The following is a 16,361-nucleotide window of genomic DNA, read 5'->3' on the forward strand; positions in this document are numbered from 1 at the left end:
AAACGCGATGAAAACGATTTTAAAAGTAACACTATTTAGCTTAAGTGTATTAGCGAGTAACTTTGCAACAGCTGCGCAAAATGTAGTGCTGGTAACGCTTGATGGAGTACGCTGGCAAGAAGTATTTTATGGGGCTGATAATAGCTTAATTAATAATACTGATTTTGTTAAAAAGCCAGAGCAATTAAAGACCCAGTTTTGGGCAAAAACAGCAAATGAGCGCCAGCAATTACTAATGCCTTTTTTAACGCAAGTAGTGGCTAAAAAAGGCATTATAATTGGCGATAGAGCTAACGGCTCTACTATGTCGGTAAGTAACCCGTGGTATTTTTCATACCCTGGTTATAACGAAATACTCACCGGTGAAGTTGACGAAAATATAAATAGTAATAACAAAGTGCTCAACCCAAATAAAACTATTTTAGAGCGTTTAGATAAGTTACCTGGGTTTAAAGGTAGCACAGCCTTATTTGGCAGTTGGGATGTATTTCCATACATTGTAAATACTAAGCGCAGTAACGTGTATGTAAATGCAGGTTTTATGTCAATTGAAGAGAATTTATTCACAGATGCGCCACTGTTAAATGCGCTACAAAATGAAATCCCCAGTCCTTGGTATAACGTACGACTAGACAGTTTTACATACCGCTTTGCTAAAGCGTATATGTTGGCTAAAAAGCCTAAGTTGTTAGTGATAAGTTTAGGCGAAACCGATGACTTTGCGCATGATGGTCATTACGATCAATACCTTAAATCGGCAAGGCAAAGTGACGCCTTTATAAAAGACTTATGGGCAACCATTCAAACTACAGCGGGTTATAAAAATAACACCACACTAATTATTACTACTGATCACGGCCGTGGCAATAATGCCAACGATTGGCAACATCACAGCTCTAAACGTGCACTTGCTGAGCTAGAGTTAGGTGAAAATACCTACCCAGAAGGAATTGTCGGCTCTGAACATATTTGGCTTGCGGCCATTGGCCCCGCAATAAAAGGTAGTGGCTTAATTAAAACTAAAAATGAGCTTAAACAAGCGCAAATAGCGGCGACCGTTTTAAAGGCGCTTGGGCAGAATCCAAATGAAATAAATTCAAATATGGCGCCTGCAATTAGCGAGATTTTAAAATGAAGAACCTATTAAAACCATTAACCCTAACTGCCTTGGCGTTGAGTTTGGTTATTAGCGCGAGTGTTACTGCCGCGCCATCTAAAATCCTATTTGGTTCGTGTGGGCATCAAGATAAAAACATACCCATATTTAATGCAATTAACAAAGAGCAGGGGGATTTGTTTATATTTTTGGGTGACAATATCTACGGCGATACCAACGATATGGATGTACTTGCCGATAAGTACCAACGTTTAGGGGCAAAGCCTGGTTTTAAAACGTTAAAAGCGCAAACGCCTATTATTGCTATGTGGGATGACCACGATTATGGCCAAAACGATGCAGGTAAAGAGTATCCGCATAAAGAGCAATCACGCCAAATTATGCTTAATTTTTGGGGTGAGCCTGCAAACTCAGCGCGTCGCACTCGCTCTGATGGAATTTATACCTCGTACATGTATGGTGAAAATGAGCAAACCATACAAGTAATAATGCCTGATTTACGTTGGAACCGTGATGCGTTAAACCATGTAGGTGAGCTTGAATACTACACTAAACGTAAGTTAAATAACCAAGGCCCGTATAGTCCTAGTGAAGTGAAGGGCGCATCAATGCTAGGTGAAGCCCAGTGGCAATGGCTTGAACAAGAGCTTAAAAAGCCTGCTGCAATTAAATTGATTGCCTCAAGCTTACAGCTTTTACCCGATTTTACAGGTTGGGAGTCATGGGCAAACTTTCCTGAAGATAGAAACCGTTTATTTGCATTGATTAAAAAGCATAAAGTAAATGGGGTCGTGATCATCAGCGGCGATACGCACTGGGGTGAAATATCAAAGTATCAGCAAAACCTTGATTACCCATTGATTGAGATGACCAGCTCAGGCTTAACTGAAAAATGGAAAGACGTAAGCCCTAACAAGCACCGAGTAGGGAATTTTACTCATAACGTAAATTACGGTGATTTAAGCATAGACTGGCAGCAAACTGATCCCACTATTTCACTTAAATTAAAAGGCATTGATGGCCAAGTAATAATGCAAAGTGACTTTAGTTTATCAAGTATTAGCCCTTATAAATAACATTATTCTATAAACAAAAACGCACAGTGATCAAAATTAATGCTGTGCGTTTAAATTACTTGCTAACTCTCTGATTTATTAATATCAATTACCTGTTTGAGCTACCCCTAATATTGAAAATATCTTACACTGGTTTTATCTCAAGCAAGGTCAGTGTTATATGCTAAATATTATTCAATCAAACCGCATGGAAGCCCTGCAAGCGCAGTTCCACCAGCTGTTAAAAATAAACCCATTGCAAAGCCCGTTCGACAAAGAAGTGGTGCTAGTGCAATCGCCGGGTATGTCGCAGTGGTTAAAAATAGGTTTGAGCGAAAACTTAGGGGTCGCAGCGCAGGTAGATTTTCCGCTGCCGTCGAGCTTTATTTGGCAGTTGTATCAGCAATTACTGCCAAATGTTCCTAAAGAGTCGGCATTTAATAAGCCCAACCTTGCTTGGAAACTGTTTGCAATTTTACCAACCTGCATTGATGAACCGCTTTATTTGCCGCTAAAAACCTATTTAGAGGGCGATATTGACGGGCAAAAAACCTTTGCGCTATGCGAAAAAATAGCCGATGTGTACGACCAATATTTAATGTACCGACCGCATTGGATAGCCACATGGGATAGCGGCAAAGATGAGCTTGATGACGTAGATGTAGCCATTGCCCCATGGCAACCTGATTTATGGCGACGCATTGTAAAGCTAAGCCAAGAACTTGAGCAAAGCCAATTTCATCGCGCTAACATGCAAGGGCAATTACTTGCAGCACTTGAGACCATGGACAATAGCTTACTGCCACAACGCATTAGTTTATTTGGTATATCGGCGATTGCCAGCTCCCAGCTTGAGGTGTTTGAAGCGCTGAGTAAAAAAACCGAGGTTATATTATTCTTTTTTAACCCGAGTGAGCATTACTGGGGCGATATTATTGATGAAAAAACAGCAGCTAAAATAAGCGCTAAATACGCCAAAATGCCGCTGGTGGAAGCACAACAAAAAAAACAAACCAATCCAGATGAAGAATACTACTTTATAGGTAATCCGTTGTTATCGTCGTGGGGTAAATTAGGTCGCGACTATTTTGAACAACTTGTACAGTTAGATGCCCGTTGGATAGACGGTTTTATTGATGTGTTTGACGACACCTTACTAGGGCAAGTACAAAGCGAGATTTATCAGCTTGCGTTTAAAGGCGAATCACTGACTGATAACAAGGAGTGGTTTATAAACGACGAAGGTAAATTACCAATCAGCGCAACCGACACCAGCATTACGCTCAGCGATTGCCATACACCGCTCAGAGAAGTTGAGCGCTTGCACGACTACTTACTTAACTTATTTAATCAAAACCCAACGCTTACTCCCAAAGACATAATTGTCATGATGCCCGATGTAGGCACTTACAGCCCCTACATTGAAGCCGTATTTGGCGGGGCACAAGGCAGCCGCTTTATTCCTTATGCATTGGCCGATTTAGCCATAGAGCAAGAAAAGCCCGTACTTAGCTCATTTGCGAGTTTAGCTAACTTACCGTTTTCGCGCTTTGGTGTGTCGGATATTCTCGATTTATTACAAGTGACGCAAATAGCCGAAAAGTTTGGGCTTGAAGCACACGAGTACGAGCAAATTCAATATTGGCTTGAACGTGTAGGGGTAAAATGGGGTATAAACGCAGCGCATAAAAGCAGCTTTGATTTACCCGCTATCGATTTAAATACCTGGCAACATGGGCTCAACCGTTTACTGCTTGGTATAGCCATGCGCGACGAACAATGCCCGTTTAACGGTATTTACAGCGCTGATGAAGTAGAAGGCATGGCGCTTGATACACTCAACAAGCTCGTGCATTTTATTGATGTACTGCAAAGCTTTAAAGAGCAGCTAACGCCCGATGATACGCTCACTAATAAAGCGCATATTTTAAGCGAGCTATTAAGCGCCATATACGAAAGTGAAAGCGACGACAGCTGGGATTTATTAGTACTGCAAAACGTGCTCGAAGAGTTACAAAAACACCACGATAACGGTGATTACAGTAAAGCGGTTTCGCAGCGTATTGTTAGTTACTTAGTTAAACAAGGCATTCAAGAAAAAGGCGTAGGGCAGCGGTTTTTGGTTGGGCAAGTAAACTTTTGTACGCTTATGCCCATGCGCGCCGTGCCATTTAAAGTGGTGTGTATGCTGGGTTTAAACGATGCTGACTACCCGCGTAACGTACAGCCCATTGGTTTTGACTTGGTGCCTTATTCTAAAAAGCAAAAAGGTGACCGATCACGTAAATTAGATGACCGCTACTTATTTTTAGAAGCGCTACTGAGTGCCCGCGACAACTTATACATGAGTTACATTGGTCGCTCGTGTTTTGATAACCAACCGCGCATGCCATCAACGCTTGTAAGTGAGCTGTTAGAATATATTGGGCGTAGTTTTGTATTAAACGAAAAGAGTGAAAAAACGCTGCCCGCATGTCTAATTAATCAGCAGCATTTACAGCCCTTTAATAGCCATTACTATTTAGCCGATGAGCAAACCAATACTGTGCTGAGCAACCACAGTTACAATCCAATTTGGCTACCAAGTGAGTCAATTAAACCAGAGCCGGTTATTGCGCTTGATGTGACTGTGCCAGATCAGCTAGATCTCGATGTGTTTATTAGAAGTGTGTGCAGCGCACAAGAGAGCTTTTATCAACAAACACTAGGCTTACGCCTGCCACAATTTAACGAAGTAGCAAAAGACGAAGAACCCTTTAGCCTAGATGCGCTGCGCCGTTATTTTTACCTTGATGAAATACTTAAAGCCAATATAAACGAGCAACCACTGAGTACCGAGCAAATACTGCAGCGGGGTGAGTTACCTCAAGCCAATGTAGGCAGCCTCATATTTGAGAGTATGGAGCACCGAGTTGATGCGCTTGCAGGTCAAGTTAAAGAGCACATTAAAGGCGGGAAAAGTGAGCCGATAGAAGTTTTGCTTACCATTGAAGGCACCAAAATAGAGGGCTGGCTCAATCATGTGTATTTGCAAAAACAAGTGTTTTACCGCAGTGCGAGTATTAAAGCGAAAGATTTAATTAAAGGCTTTATTTATCACCTCGCAGCGCAAAGTATGGATCAACAAGTAGAAACATTGTTACTTGGGCTTGATAAGCAAATTACCTTTGCGCCAATTAATAAAGCTGATGCCGATGCATTGTTACTTGATTGGTTTGAGTTATACAAAGCGCTGCGCGCAGAGCCTGTGCCATTTTTTCCGGTAAGTGGTTATGAATACGTTAAAAGCGGCGGCGATATAACAAAAGCAATGAGCAAATTTAGCCCGCAATACATAGGGCGAGGCGAGGGCGAAAATCCGTATATTCGCTTAACGGTGCAATCGCTAAACGACTGCCAAGAAGAATTTATAAAATGGAGTGATAAATTGCTCACGCCTTTATTTGAACACGCAAAGGAGAGTGACCATGCAAGCGCTTAATCCTCTTACTATGCCGCTCACTGGTCAAAGTTTAATAGAAGCCAGTGCGGGTACTGGTAAAACTTATACCATTACAGGGCTGTATTTACGTTACTTACTAGGTATGCAAATAGAAGGTGAGTTAAATACGCCGCTCAGTGTTGAGCAAATTTTGGTTGTAACCTTTACCGACGCCGCCACCCAAGAAATTAAAGACCGCGTACGCAGCCGAATTATTGCTGCACGCGACGCACTGCTTGGGCAAGACCCAAATGACGAACTCATTGAAGGCGTAATTGCCAAAATTGATGATAAGCACCGCGCGTTTGATTTGCTCGATGCAGCTGCTAAATCAATGGACGAAGCCGCTATTTTTACTATTCATGGCTTTTGTCAGCGGATGCTAAAGCAACATGCGTTTGAGTCGGGTGTGGCGTTTAATCTCGAATTTATTTTAGATGAGCGCGACATATTACTCGAAACTATTAAAGATTTTTGGCGGGCATTTGTATACCCACTTAATAAAGAACGCACCGATGCTATTTTAGATGTATTTGCCGCACCAGAGGCTTTATTCGCTCAAGTGGCGAGCATTTTAAACAAAGCTAATGCGCACATTACACCACAAATAAATTTAGATGATGTATGGAAAGCCCGTGACGAGTACATAACCCGTGTGCCTGCATTTAAAAAAGCGGTGTTAGAGCAAGAGTTTATCGGTGCTATTAAAAGCTCGGGTTTAAGCGGGTCTAAAACGCCAGCACGAAAAGGCAGCCTTGGTGCGCTTGAAGCATTTTGTTTAGGCGGCGATTTGTTTTTTGAATTTGGCACTAGCAAGTATTCGTTTGAAGTGTGGAGTACAGAAAACTTAAGCGATGTGAGCAATTATAAAAAAAATCAGCCATTATTTGTGCATCCATTACTGTGTCAGTTTGACGAGCTTGCCGCCCTTAACAACACCATAAACCAAGGGCTCAAAATAGCCGTTGTACAACATGCAGCACGCTGGGTAAAAGCCGCAATAGTTAAGCGCAAGCAAGAGCAAAGCGTTATCACCCCAGATGACTTATTGACCAATTTACATAGTGCGCTTAATAACGAGCAAGGCGACGTACTAGCGCAAAAAATTGCGCAGTTGTTTCCGGTTGCCATGATTGATGAATTCCAAGATACCGATCCGATTCAGTACGGTATTTTTAGTAAAATTTATGGGCAACAAAATACCACGCTTGCCATGATAGGCGACCCTAAACAAGCTATTTATGGCTTTAGGGGCGCAGATATTTTTACGTATATTGGCGCAAAAGGGGCTGTACAAAGTGATCAGCAATTTACGCTGGGTACTAACTTTCGCTCAAGCACAGATATAGTCAATAGCGTTAATAGTTTATTTGGCAAACACGCTAACAGCTTTATTTATAACGACGCCATCCCCTTTAACGCAGTAGCTGCTAAAGGTAAAAAAGCGGAAGACTCTTTTTTAATTGATGGCAAACCCGCGACCGCATTCGAATTTAATGTATTTGTGGATGAAGCCGCAGACGAAAAAAACAAACCAACCAACAAAGGTGTAGGGCAAGCACATTTAGCCACTCACTTTGCTAATAAAATAGTGACCCTGCTTGAAAAAGCAAAACAAGGGGATGCGTGTATTGGCAGTACCCCTGTAAGCGCTGCCGATATTTGTATATTAGTGCGCGACCGTGTTGAAGCACAAATAATGAAAAAAGCGCTAGATGATGCCAAAATTGCCAGCGTGTATTTATCGCGCGAGAGCGTTTTTAGCCAAGAGCTTAGCCATCACCTACTTAACTTTTTAACAGCGCTGCATGGTCAATATGACGAGTCATTGCTGCGCGGTGTTTTAGCGGGTCCACTATTTTGTTTAAGTTATAACGAAATACACGCACTCGCCGATGATGAAAATAAATGGCAAGACTACTTAAACTTTTTTGCACAACTTAGCCACATTTGGAACAAGCAAGGCGCTATGGCAATGCTTGAGCGTTTAATGAGCCACAATCAGCTGAGCGCTAAATGGCAAGGATTGGGATATAACGTTGAGCGTTGGCTGACGGACTTTAGGCATTTGGGCGAAATACTTCAGCAAAAACAAATAGAGCTTGAAGGCACGCTGCGTTTGCTGCGATGGTTTGCACAAAAGGTAAGCCAACAAGACGGTGAAACAGTACAGGTACGCCTAGAAAGTGACGCCAACTTAGTTAAAATTGTCACTATGCATGCCTCAAAGGGGCTTGAATACCCACTGGTATTTATGCCGTTTGCCAGTGGCTATCGCGAAACAAAAGAAGCGCTTTATCATAATAATGGCAAGCTAGTTTACGATTTAAGTAAAGACGAAAATGCCCTGCAAAAAGCAGAACAAGAACGCCTAGCTGAAGATTTACGCCTGCTTTATGTAGCACTTACTCGCGCCGTACATTTTTGTGCGCTTGGTGTTTATAACATTGGGCAAGGACAAAGTAGCCGCTTGGCTATGCAAAGTAGTGCACTTGGGCATGTTTTATTTGCAGGGCTTGAACTTGCCAGTAGCCAAACATGGCGCACGCATTTAAGTGAGTTTTGCGACGCTAACAGCGCGATGAGCTATCAGCAGTTTACATCACAAACATTATTAGAGCAGGGAACACTTTGTTTTAATAACAGTGAAAGTGCGCAGCAAACGTTAAGTGTTAATAAAGTAACGGCAAATATTGAGCGTCACTGGCGAGCAACCAGCTTTAGTGCATTGAGCTTTAAAAAGCACAGCGACCAATTAGCCCCAGGGCGAAGTGATGAAGATCACGAAAAAGACGAGTTTGCAGTGCAAGAGGACGAACTACCATCACCTTATAGTTTTCCTAAAGGGGCAAAGCCCGGTAGCTGTTTACACGAAATATTTGAACAAATAGATTTTACTAGCCCAATAGTTCACCCAACTAATACTGAGCAAAACTTATCTGAAGTAGTTAAGCGCAGCCTTGAAAAATACCACATAGGTGAGCAATGGCGAGAAGTGGCTGAAAAATGGGTGCTTGATGTGCTTGCGTGCCCCCTAGATAACAGCTCTTTAGATAACAGCCTTCTTTCATTGGGTGTGCTCACACCCAAAGATTGCCTAGTCGAAATGGAATTTAATTTACCACTTGAGAGCTTAAGTGCACCAAAGCTAAACGAAATGCTAATTAAACATTTTGGCTTTACGCAAAGTAAGCTTGAATTTTCGCACGTAAAGGGCTTGTTAAAAGGCTTTGTCGATTTAATATTTTGCTACCAAGGCAAATATTATATTTTAGATTATAAGTCTAATTATTTAGGCAGTATGCCAGCTGATTACGAAGGCGATATGCTTGAGCAAGCGATGAGCAGTCATCAGTATCATTTACAGTATTTAATTTACACCGTAGCACTGCATCGTTTATTAAAACAACGCATAGCTGATTACTCAATAGAAACCCATTTAGGCGGCGTGTATTACACGTTTTTACGAGGAATGCCGGCAGGGCAAGGCGTGTACTTTAAAAAGCTAACTGAAGAACAAGTGATTATTTTAGATGGCTTATTTAGCCAAGGAGCCATGCTATGAGCGATTTAAATGAGCAACCTGGCTTGTTTGACGATATAGACGAGACACTTAATAATGAAGCCGTAGAGCCTCTTACTTCAAAAAATGTAGCACAAGATGCCCCATTAGAGGACATTGTGTTAAATAATACGATTATCGAAGTCCCATTACTTGAGTATTTATTAGCACAAAACCGACTACGTGTAGTTGATGTTAAGCTCGCAGAGTTACTGTGTGCTAATGACATTGAGCAAACTCACAATGAGCTGTTTTATATTATTTTATTGCTGTGCTTATCGCAGCAAAGCCAGCATAGCTGCCTAACTTTAAATGAGGTTGATTGGAGTAATCCTTTTAACTTGCGCAACAGTGACTTTAATAAACTCGATGGCAATGTACCCAGTACGCTAAGTCCGTTTAGTGATGACTTTAATGTACATACAGCGCTTAGTTATTTACAAAACCATGAAAGCGTGGGCGAAAATAAACCACTGCAACTGTTTAAAGAGCGACTTTATTTTGCGCGCCTTGCCGGTTATGAGCAAACACTCGCAGATAGATTACTAAGTATGAGCGAGCGAAAGCTCAATATTAATAATGAAATATTGGCAGAACTTTTAAATACCTATTTTCCTGCTGATTCTGCAATTGAAACTGATTGGCAAAAAGTGGCGTGTGCGATTGCTGCCACCAAAGGCTTTAGCGTGATCACGGGTGGTCCTGGCACAGGTAAAACTACCACAGTGACTAAGTTACTGGCTATTTTACAGTCACTTTATAAAACCGCGCCCCTTAGCATTAAGCTGGTGGCACCGACTGGTAAAGCCGCTGCACGTTTAAGTGAGTCTATTTTGGGCGCTAAAAATAAGCTCACAACGATTCCTGATGATATAAAAACGCTGATACCGCAAAGCGCTCAAACTATTCATCGCTTATTGGGCGTAAAACCGTTTACTAATAAATTCAGACATAACAAAAGCAATCCGCTGCATTTAGATGTGCTGATTATTGACGAAGCCAGTATGGTTGATTTATCGCTGATGGCTAAATTAATAGAAGCATTGCCTACGCACGCGAGATTAATACTCCTAGGTGATAAAGATCAGCTTGCCTCGGTAGATACCGGCAGCGTGATGAGTGATTTTTGCCAAGGTTTAACACTTGGGCAAACGCCACGCTACTCGCAAGCACGCTGTGATGAGCTAAATAGCTTATGTTTTAATAATGAGCCTAAGCTCGTAGCGCAAAGCGTGAGTGAATTTAAACTCGCAGATTGCGTTGCCTTTTTACAGCACAGTTATCGATTTGATGCACAAAGCGGCATTGGCCAACTCGCACTTGCGGTAAACACAAATAACACCGGTATTTTAAATTACGTTGAGCAAGAAAGTATTGAAGGGCGTTTTAACGATGTAATTTTAGATTACGACTTTGTAGCAAAACCAATTGAAAAGCTTGTTAAAAGTGCAGCAAGTCATTATGCAAAATACCTTAACTTAATTGCCCAAGGTGCAGATGTTGCACAGGTGCATGCTGCTTTTGCTAGTTATCAGCTTTTAGCTGCGGTACGAGAGGGCGATTACGGCGTGCATAGCTTAAATCAGCGAATAGAGCGCGTATTGCAACAGCAAGGTTTAATAACAGTTAGCCCTAATACTCATCATTATACAGGTATGCCCATTATGGTGAGCCAAAACGATTACCAGCTTAAGTTATTTAACGGCGATATTGGTATTTTAATGCCCGATGAAAGTAATCAGCTCAAAGCCATATTTATTGATGAGCAAGGTAATCAACGAGCATTTTCGCCAGCACGACTCCCTGCACACGATAAAGTATACGTAATGACTATTCATAAGTCACAAGGTTCAGAGTTTAGTTACACCGCTATGGTACTGCCACCGCTAAAACAAGCGCGCATGGGTATTAACCGGCAATTGGTGTATACGGGGATAACCCGCGCTAAAAATAAGTTTGAACTGGTGGCTGACAAAAAAGTACTGCAACTTGCAATGAATAAGAGCGTATCAAGAGCATCTGGTTTATATGAAAGGTTACAATTTTAAGCTTAGTTTGTATTTTTGATTAATAATTTAGCTTCAAACTGCTTGTTATTTATCGCGTTATTATAAATGTCTTCTATACTAAAATTAATTTTATATTGAATGTGTTAGTAAGGATATTAATGTTTTTTTCTAAAAATAAGCAAAATGAAATAGCCTCTTTAAAAGCAGAACTCTATCCGTTACAACAAGTGTGGGAAGGGCTTTACCGAGAGATGTTAGTACTGAACATTCTCTATGATGGCAGAATTTCGCACGCCAACGATAGGTTTTTAGAAAACTTAGGCTACAACGAAGACGATCTTACTAATAACTCTTTTGATGATTTTATTACTGATTCATCTCGTCAATCTTCAGAATTTAAAAGCCTACAGCAAGCTATAAAAAAAGAAGGACATTGGGGCGGTGCATTACAAATTGCGCGCGGTGATGGTAAAGCTGAATGGTTACGTTTAATAGTACATCCTGTAAAAGGGGAGCAAGATCAGTTGCTCTATTTTTCTATATTCGGGAGTGTGCTTACAAAAACAATTACGGCTTCCCGCGAGCAAAGCGACACTATCAAAGCGATATATCGCTCTATGGCTGTAATTGAATTTGATTTAGAAGGCCATGTTTTAAAAGCAAATGAGCAGTTTTTATCAGCAATGGGTTATCAAGAAAGTGAATTAATAGGAAAACACCATCGCACATTTTGTGAAGCTTCAGAGTATAATTCCCAAGAGTATCAACAGTTTTGGGCTAAATTAAGAGAAGGGCAGTTTATAGCGGAGCGCTTTAAGCGTGTTGATAAATACGGCAATGTTGTATGGTTAGAAGCGTCATATAACCCAATCTCAAATGACGCGAATGAGCTTTATAAAGTAATGAAGTTTGCAACAGTTATTACAGAGCAAGTAAATCAAGAAATTGCGATATCTCAGGCTGCCGAAATTGCTTATAGCACCTCAACCCAAACGGATAAAAAAGCAGAGCAAGGCGCGAGCGTTATACAAGATACGGTTACAGTAATGACCGAGCTGGCTATTAACATGGAGCAAGCTGCAAGTGAAATTTCAGCGCTTGATCAGCAGTCGCAACAAATATCGAGTATTGTACAAAGTATTAGTAGTATTGCAGAGCAAACCAATTTATTAGCACTAAATGCCGCAATTGAAGCGGCTAGAGCTGGCGAGCAAGGTCGAGGCTTTGCTGTTGTTGCAGACGAGGTTCGATTGCTTGCATCTCGTACATCAAAAGCAACAGAAGAAATAGTAGAAGTAGTACAGCGTAATCAATCACAAACCCAAAATACGGTGGCTGTAATAGAAAAAGGTAAAGAAAAAGCAGAGCAAGGTTTAGCACTATCTAAAGAGTCGGGTGATGTGATGCAGGAAATTCAGCAAGGCGCACAAGAAGTTGTTAATGCGATTGGGCAATTTACCAGTGAACTCAAAGCTAACGGCTAGATTAGTTACGTCCTTATTCTAAAGCGGGCACCTTTACCGGTACCCGCTCAACCTACCCCCCTCAATATTACTCTCGAAACACCCCTGATAATTTTAAATTTAACAACTATTCTTTATTAACCCATTAAATAACAAGTAATAAGTTTTCTCATTCCTATAAATGATAATAAGTTGTTGCATTTTTGTTCTTTGTTCCTAATACTGGTGAACGCCAAGGCTGACAAGCCCTAGTATGAATACCTTAAATGATAATAAAATATTACGTACACAACATTAAGGAATTGTATGAACAACACTAAGCGCACACACACATTAATTAAACCAAGTCACCTAATTGGGGCTGGTCTTGCTATGCTAATGAGCTTTTCCGCTGCGAGTAAAGACTACAAAATTATATTAATTCACGGGTTACAAACTTCGCAAATAACCAATAAGTCGGGTAGTGATGTAATTAATGACGGTGAAACATATTGGCAATCGTACTGGAATAATCGTGCAGATGAGCGAATTGATTGGCCTGCTTATGAACGTATTGAAGGTAAAATTGCTACCGATTGGGTGTGGCCAAAGTTAAAGCAAATTTCACGCTCTAATTTATGCAGTGATGGCTGTGTATTTGTAACACATTCAACAGGCGACTTAGTTGCACGCCATATTATTGATAACCAAGAAAATTGGTTAGAAAACGCAGGCTTACAGCCGCTTAATATTGTTGCGACGTTTGATTTAGCAGGCGCGGGCGGTGGAAGTGAGCTGGCTGATGTAGCAGTTAGTGCTTTAACTGGCGCATCATGGAACTTTGCGGTCGATGCAGCACTCAAATGGTGGCTAGGGAGCGATGTAACCGAAGCTGTTGGTGTATTACACGATTTAAAAGTAAATAATGCCCGTAAAATATCGCCATTTCCTGATGCACGTACACCTAGATTACGATTTGTGGCAGATGGTAATGCGTATTTAGGTTTAACAGGTGGATTTTTAAAAGGTAATGATGATTCGGTTGTAGCATCGCACTCTTCATGTGGTGCAAGTTCGGCTGGCTCGTTTGGAAGTTGTAGCAGCAGTATTGATACAGATGGCCATTTAAAATCGCAAGGTGATGCTGTTAGTAGCTTTATGCCAAATCATTATCCAATGATGATGAGTGACAGTTATAGCCATAACGAAATACATAACGCGCAGCGTAAAGGTAATGTCACAATAGCCATGAATAACGTAAATGTTGAAGGTAATAACGTAGGGTTTAATACGTTTGATAAAACTACAGGTAGTTGGTTTTGGAAAAAACAATATCGTTATATTAAGGATTCAAATAATTTAAGTGCATCAGCACTTATTTATAATGTGATTCCATAACATAGAAGGCGTGTAGTTATACCAATCTGCATAAATCTATGATCAATTTAACGAATTAAATTCCACTATAACGTCGTTAAAAATTTTTTATTTAGAACAACTAGATACAAAAATTTTTGCCTAGTTCTAGCGTAATTTTCTTAACATTAAATAGACCCCATATATAAGCAGGTTGGTATTAAAAACTATACGCCTTATAAAAGATTGAAATATAAAAATGAAAAAATTTTATGTCGTTGCTTTAATTATTAGCACTATTTTATTCTCGCTATGGTTTACTGGTAAAAATGATGCTCATAAAGTTGCTGAGCCAATAAAACCACAGATTAAACACAGCGCGAACGCACCTGACTTATCGCCTGTAAAAGTGATCCCTATAGATGTGCCTAAAGCTAAAAAACCACAATCAAAAAAGCAAATTGCGTTTAATGAAGACCTAACAAAAGCAGCGCAGCAAGTGGTGATGCAATACGAAAGTGCACTTAAGTTTCCTCCTTATTCCCAACCTTTAAGTCCTTTAGATGAAGATCGATTAAAGCCAAATCAATTTTATCCTGTGTCGAGCCCCATAGGTGAAAGCGGCGATGCTTTAACGGTAAGTCTCAAACAATATCGTTTTGTATATCCAGAAGAAATAACAATAAAGGTAAGCGCTCAAGGGCTTGGTAAAGTGGTCGTTGAACTTGCAAATACTGATACAAAGGAAGTATTAAATACCCATACGGGCAATGCGCGTTATGGTGAGGCAATTATTACATTTAAAGAAGATGAAGATTACCCTCGTAGTTTGCAAGTGTATGTGCAGGGCGATGTTGACGGTAAAAAAGTACCCGTAGTTGCGCAAATTCAATATATGCCACCAAGTGCTACTTTAACAGGTTTTGAAATTGCTTATGCTCAAAATGAAAACATGGTTATGCCAGCTAATTTAACGGTGATAAAAAGTGGTTTGTATCGTGTTAGGGCGAATTTATATAGTGGTGATACACCACTTGCCCATTTGGTATCTAAGGAACGCTTAACACAAGGGAGTCAAACCGTAGACTTAAAAGCTCATTGGTCAGTATTACCTAAGGGCGTTACCGATATGCGCTTAAGTGACTTTGTAATAGAAAGAATGTCGCCAAGCCCAGGTGAGCGTAACAGCTTTGGGAATAGTGAAATAAGCCATTTTGATATAAACGATTTCTCGTACGACAGTTTACAGCAGTTGCCGTATCAGACTAATGCACAAGAAAAGTTAAGTTTGGAGTTTTTACAAGGCCTAGCTGAGAGTTAAAAAGACAACGCAATGCTGAATTGGTACATTTAAGGGGGTTGTACATAAATACAACCCCCTTAAATTTGTTAGCTTAGATATGTTAGCTTAGGTTTATAGTAACTACACTTGGCGCTTCTTGTTCATCAAGCTCATTAGTAACAGGCACTTTAGGAATGTCTAGCTTATCAAGAGCTATATCGCCACCATCAATGACTTCACCTGTTTGTAAGTTTTTAAAATCAAACAAATCAGCATCAGCTAAGTGTGAAGGCACGACGTTTTGCATTGCTGTAAAAATACTCTCAATACGACCTGGATGCTCAGCATCCCATTTAGCGAGCATTGCTTTTGTATGTTTACGCTGTAGGTTTTCTTGCGAACCACATAGGTTACACGGAATAATTGGATAACCTTGTGCAAATGCGTATTGGCTTATATCGCTTTCTTTACAGTATGCCAGTGGGCGAATAACCATATGCTCGCCGTTATCACTCATTAATTTAGCCGGCATACTTTTTAGTTTTCCACCGTAAAACATATTTAAAAACAACGTTTCAATCATGTCGTCACGATGGTGGCCAAGGGCTATTTTAGTTGCGCCTAACTCATTTGCTGTGCGGTATAAAATACCACGGCGTAAGCGTGAGCAAAGTGAGCAGGTTGTTTTACCTTCAGGAATAATATCAGTAACAATACTGTAGGTATCTTCTTCTACAATTTTGTATTCTACATTTAATTTATCAAGATACTGGGGTAAAACGTGCTCAGGAAACCCTGGTTGTTTTTGATCTAGGTTTACAACAACGAGATCAAACTTTATAGGTGCTACACGTTTTAAATGTTGAAGCATTTCAAGCATTGTGTAGCTGTCTTTGCCACCTGATAAACACACCATTATACGGTCACCTTCTTCAATCATATTGAAGTCCATAACGGCTTGACCAGTTTGGCGACGTAAACGCTTTTGTAGCTTATTTAAGTTAAATTGAGCTTTAGCTTGATCTGAGTGTGACAATTACGCCCCCTAGTAAAACAA

9 protein-coding genes are annotated in these 16,361 nt (G+C 40.5%); 8 read left to right on the forward strand and 1 reads right to left on the reverse strand.

The window, feature by feature from the left end; genetic code table 11:
- Nucleotides 1-7: 7 nt before the first annotated feature.
- The 8 genes from FFU37_RS05065 to FFU37_RS05100 all read left to right on the forward strand — a co-directional run bounded on the left by FFU37_RS05065 (nucleotide 8) and on the right by FFU37_RS05100 (nucleotide 15,343).
- Nucleotides 8-1,135 carry an alkaline phosphatase family protein gene (locus tag FFU37_RS05065; RefSeq protein WP_138488877.1) on the forward strand — a complete coding sequence of 376 codons (1,128 nt, stop codon included), beginning with the start codon at nucleotides 8-10 and terminating at the stop codon, nucleotides 1,133-1,135.
- The gene (locus FFU37_RS05070; protein WP_138488878.1) at nucleotides 1,132-2,193 is read left to right on the forward strand and encodes an alkaline phosphatase D family protein; all 1,062 of its coding nucleotides are present in this window, start codon (nucleotides 1,132-1,134) and stop codon (nucleotides 2,191-2,193) included. The genes FFU37_RS05065 and FFU37_RS05070 overlap by 4 nt, the downstream gene beginning before the upstream one ends.
- Before the next feature lie 160 nt (nucleotides 2,194-2,353).
- A complete protein-coding gene (recC, locus tag FFU37_RS05075) occupies nucleotides 2,354-5,653 on the forward strand; it encodes an exodeoxyribonuclease V subunit gamma (protein WP_138488879.1) in 3,300 nt (1,099 codons plus the stop codon).
- On the forward strand, nucleotides 5,640-9,218 hold the full coding sequence (recB, locus tag FFU37_RS05080) for an exodeoxyribonuclease V subunit beta (RefSeq protein WP_138488880.1): 3,579 nt from the start codon (nucleotides 5,640-5,642) through the stop codon (nucleotides 9,216-9,218). Before recC ends, recB begins: the two co-directional genes overlap by 14 nt.
- The gene (gene recD / locus FFU37_RS05085; RefSeq protein WP_138488881.1) at nucleotides 9,215-11,263 is read left to right on the forward strand and encodes an exodeoxyribonuclease V subunit alpha; all 2,049 of its coding nucleotides are present in this window, start codon (nucleotides 9,215-9,217) and stop codon (nucleotides 11,261-11,263) included. The genes recB and recD overlap by 4 nt, the downstream gene beginning before the upstream one ends.
- Before the next feature lie 119 nt (nucleotides 11,264-11,382).
- On the forward strand, nucleotides 11,383-12,708 hold the full coding sequence (locus FFU37_RS05090) for a methyl-accepting chemotaxis protein (RefSeq protein ID WP_138488882.1): 1,326 nt from the start codon (nucleotides 11,383-11,385) through the stop codon (nucleotides 12,706-12,708).
- 285 nt (nucleotides 12,709-12,993) lie between these two features.
- On the forward strand, nucleotides 12,994-14,064 hold the full coding sequence (locus FFU37_RS05095; protein WP_039490101.1) for a hypothetical protein: 1,071 nt from the start codon (nucleotides 12,994-12,996) through the stop codon (nucleotides 14,062-14,064).
- A 217-nt stretch (nucleotides 14,065-14,281) separates the two neighbouring features.
- The gene (locus FFU37_RS05100; protein WP_138488883.1) at nucleotides 14,282-15,343 is read left to right on the forward strand and encodes a hypothetical protein; all 1,062 of its coding nucleotides are present in this window, start codon (nucleotides 14,282-14,284) and stop codon (nucleotides 15,341-15,343) included.
- An 82-nt stretch (nucleotides 15,344-15,425) separates the two neighbouring features.
- Here the strand turns inward: FFU37_RS05100 and ttcA are convergent, their stop codons facing one another.
- Nucleotides 15,426-16,340 carry a tRNA 2-thiocytidine(32) synthetase TtcA gene (ttcA, locus tag FFU37_RS05105; protein WP_138488884.1) on the reverse strand — a complete coding sequence of 305 codons (915 nt, stop codon included), beginning with the start codon at nucleotides 16,338-16,340 and terminating at the stop codon, nucleotides 15,426-15,428.
- Between the last annotated feature and the right edge of the window lie 21 nt (nucleotides 16,341-16,361).

It is taken from the genome of Pseudoalteromonas distincta, from assembly GCF_005877035.1.
In the GTDB taxonomy this organism is placed as follows: domain Bacteria; phylum Pseudomonadota; class Gammaproteobacteria; order Enterobacterales; family Alteromonadaceae; genus Pseudoalteromonas; species Pseudoalteromonas distincta.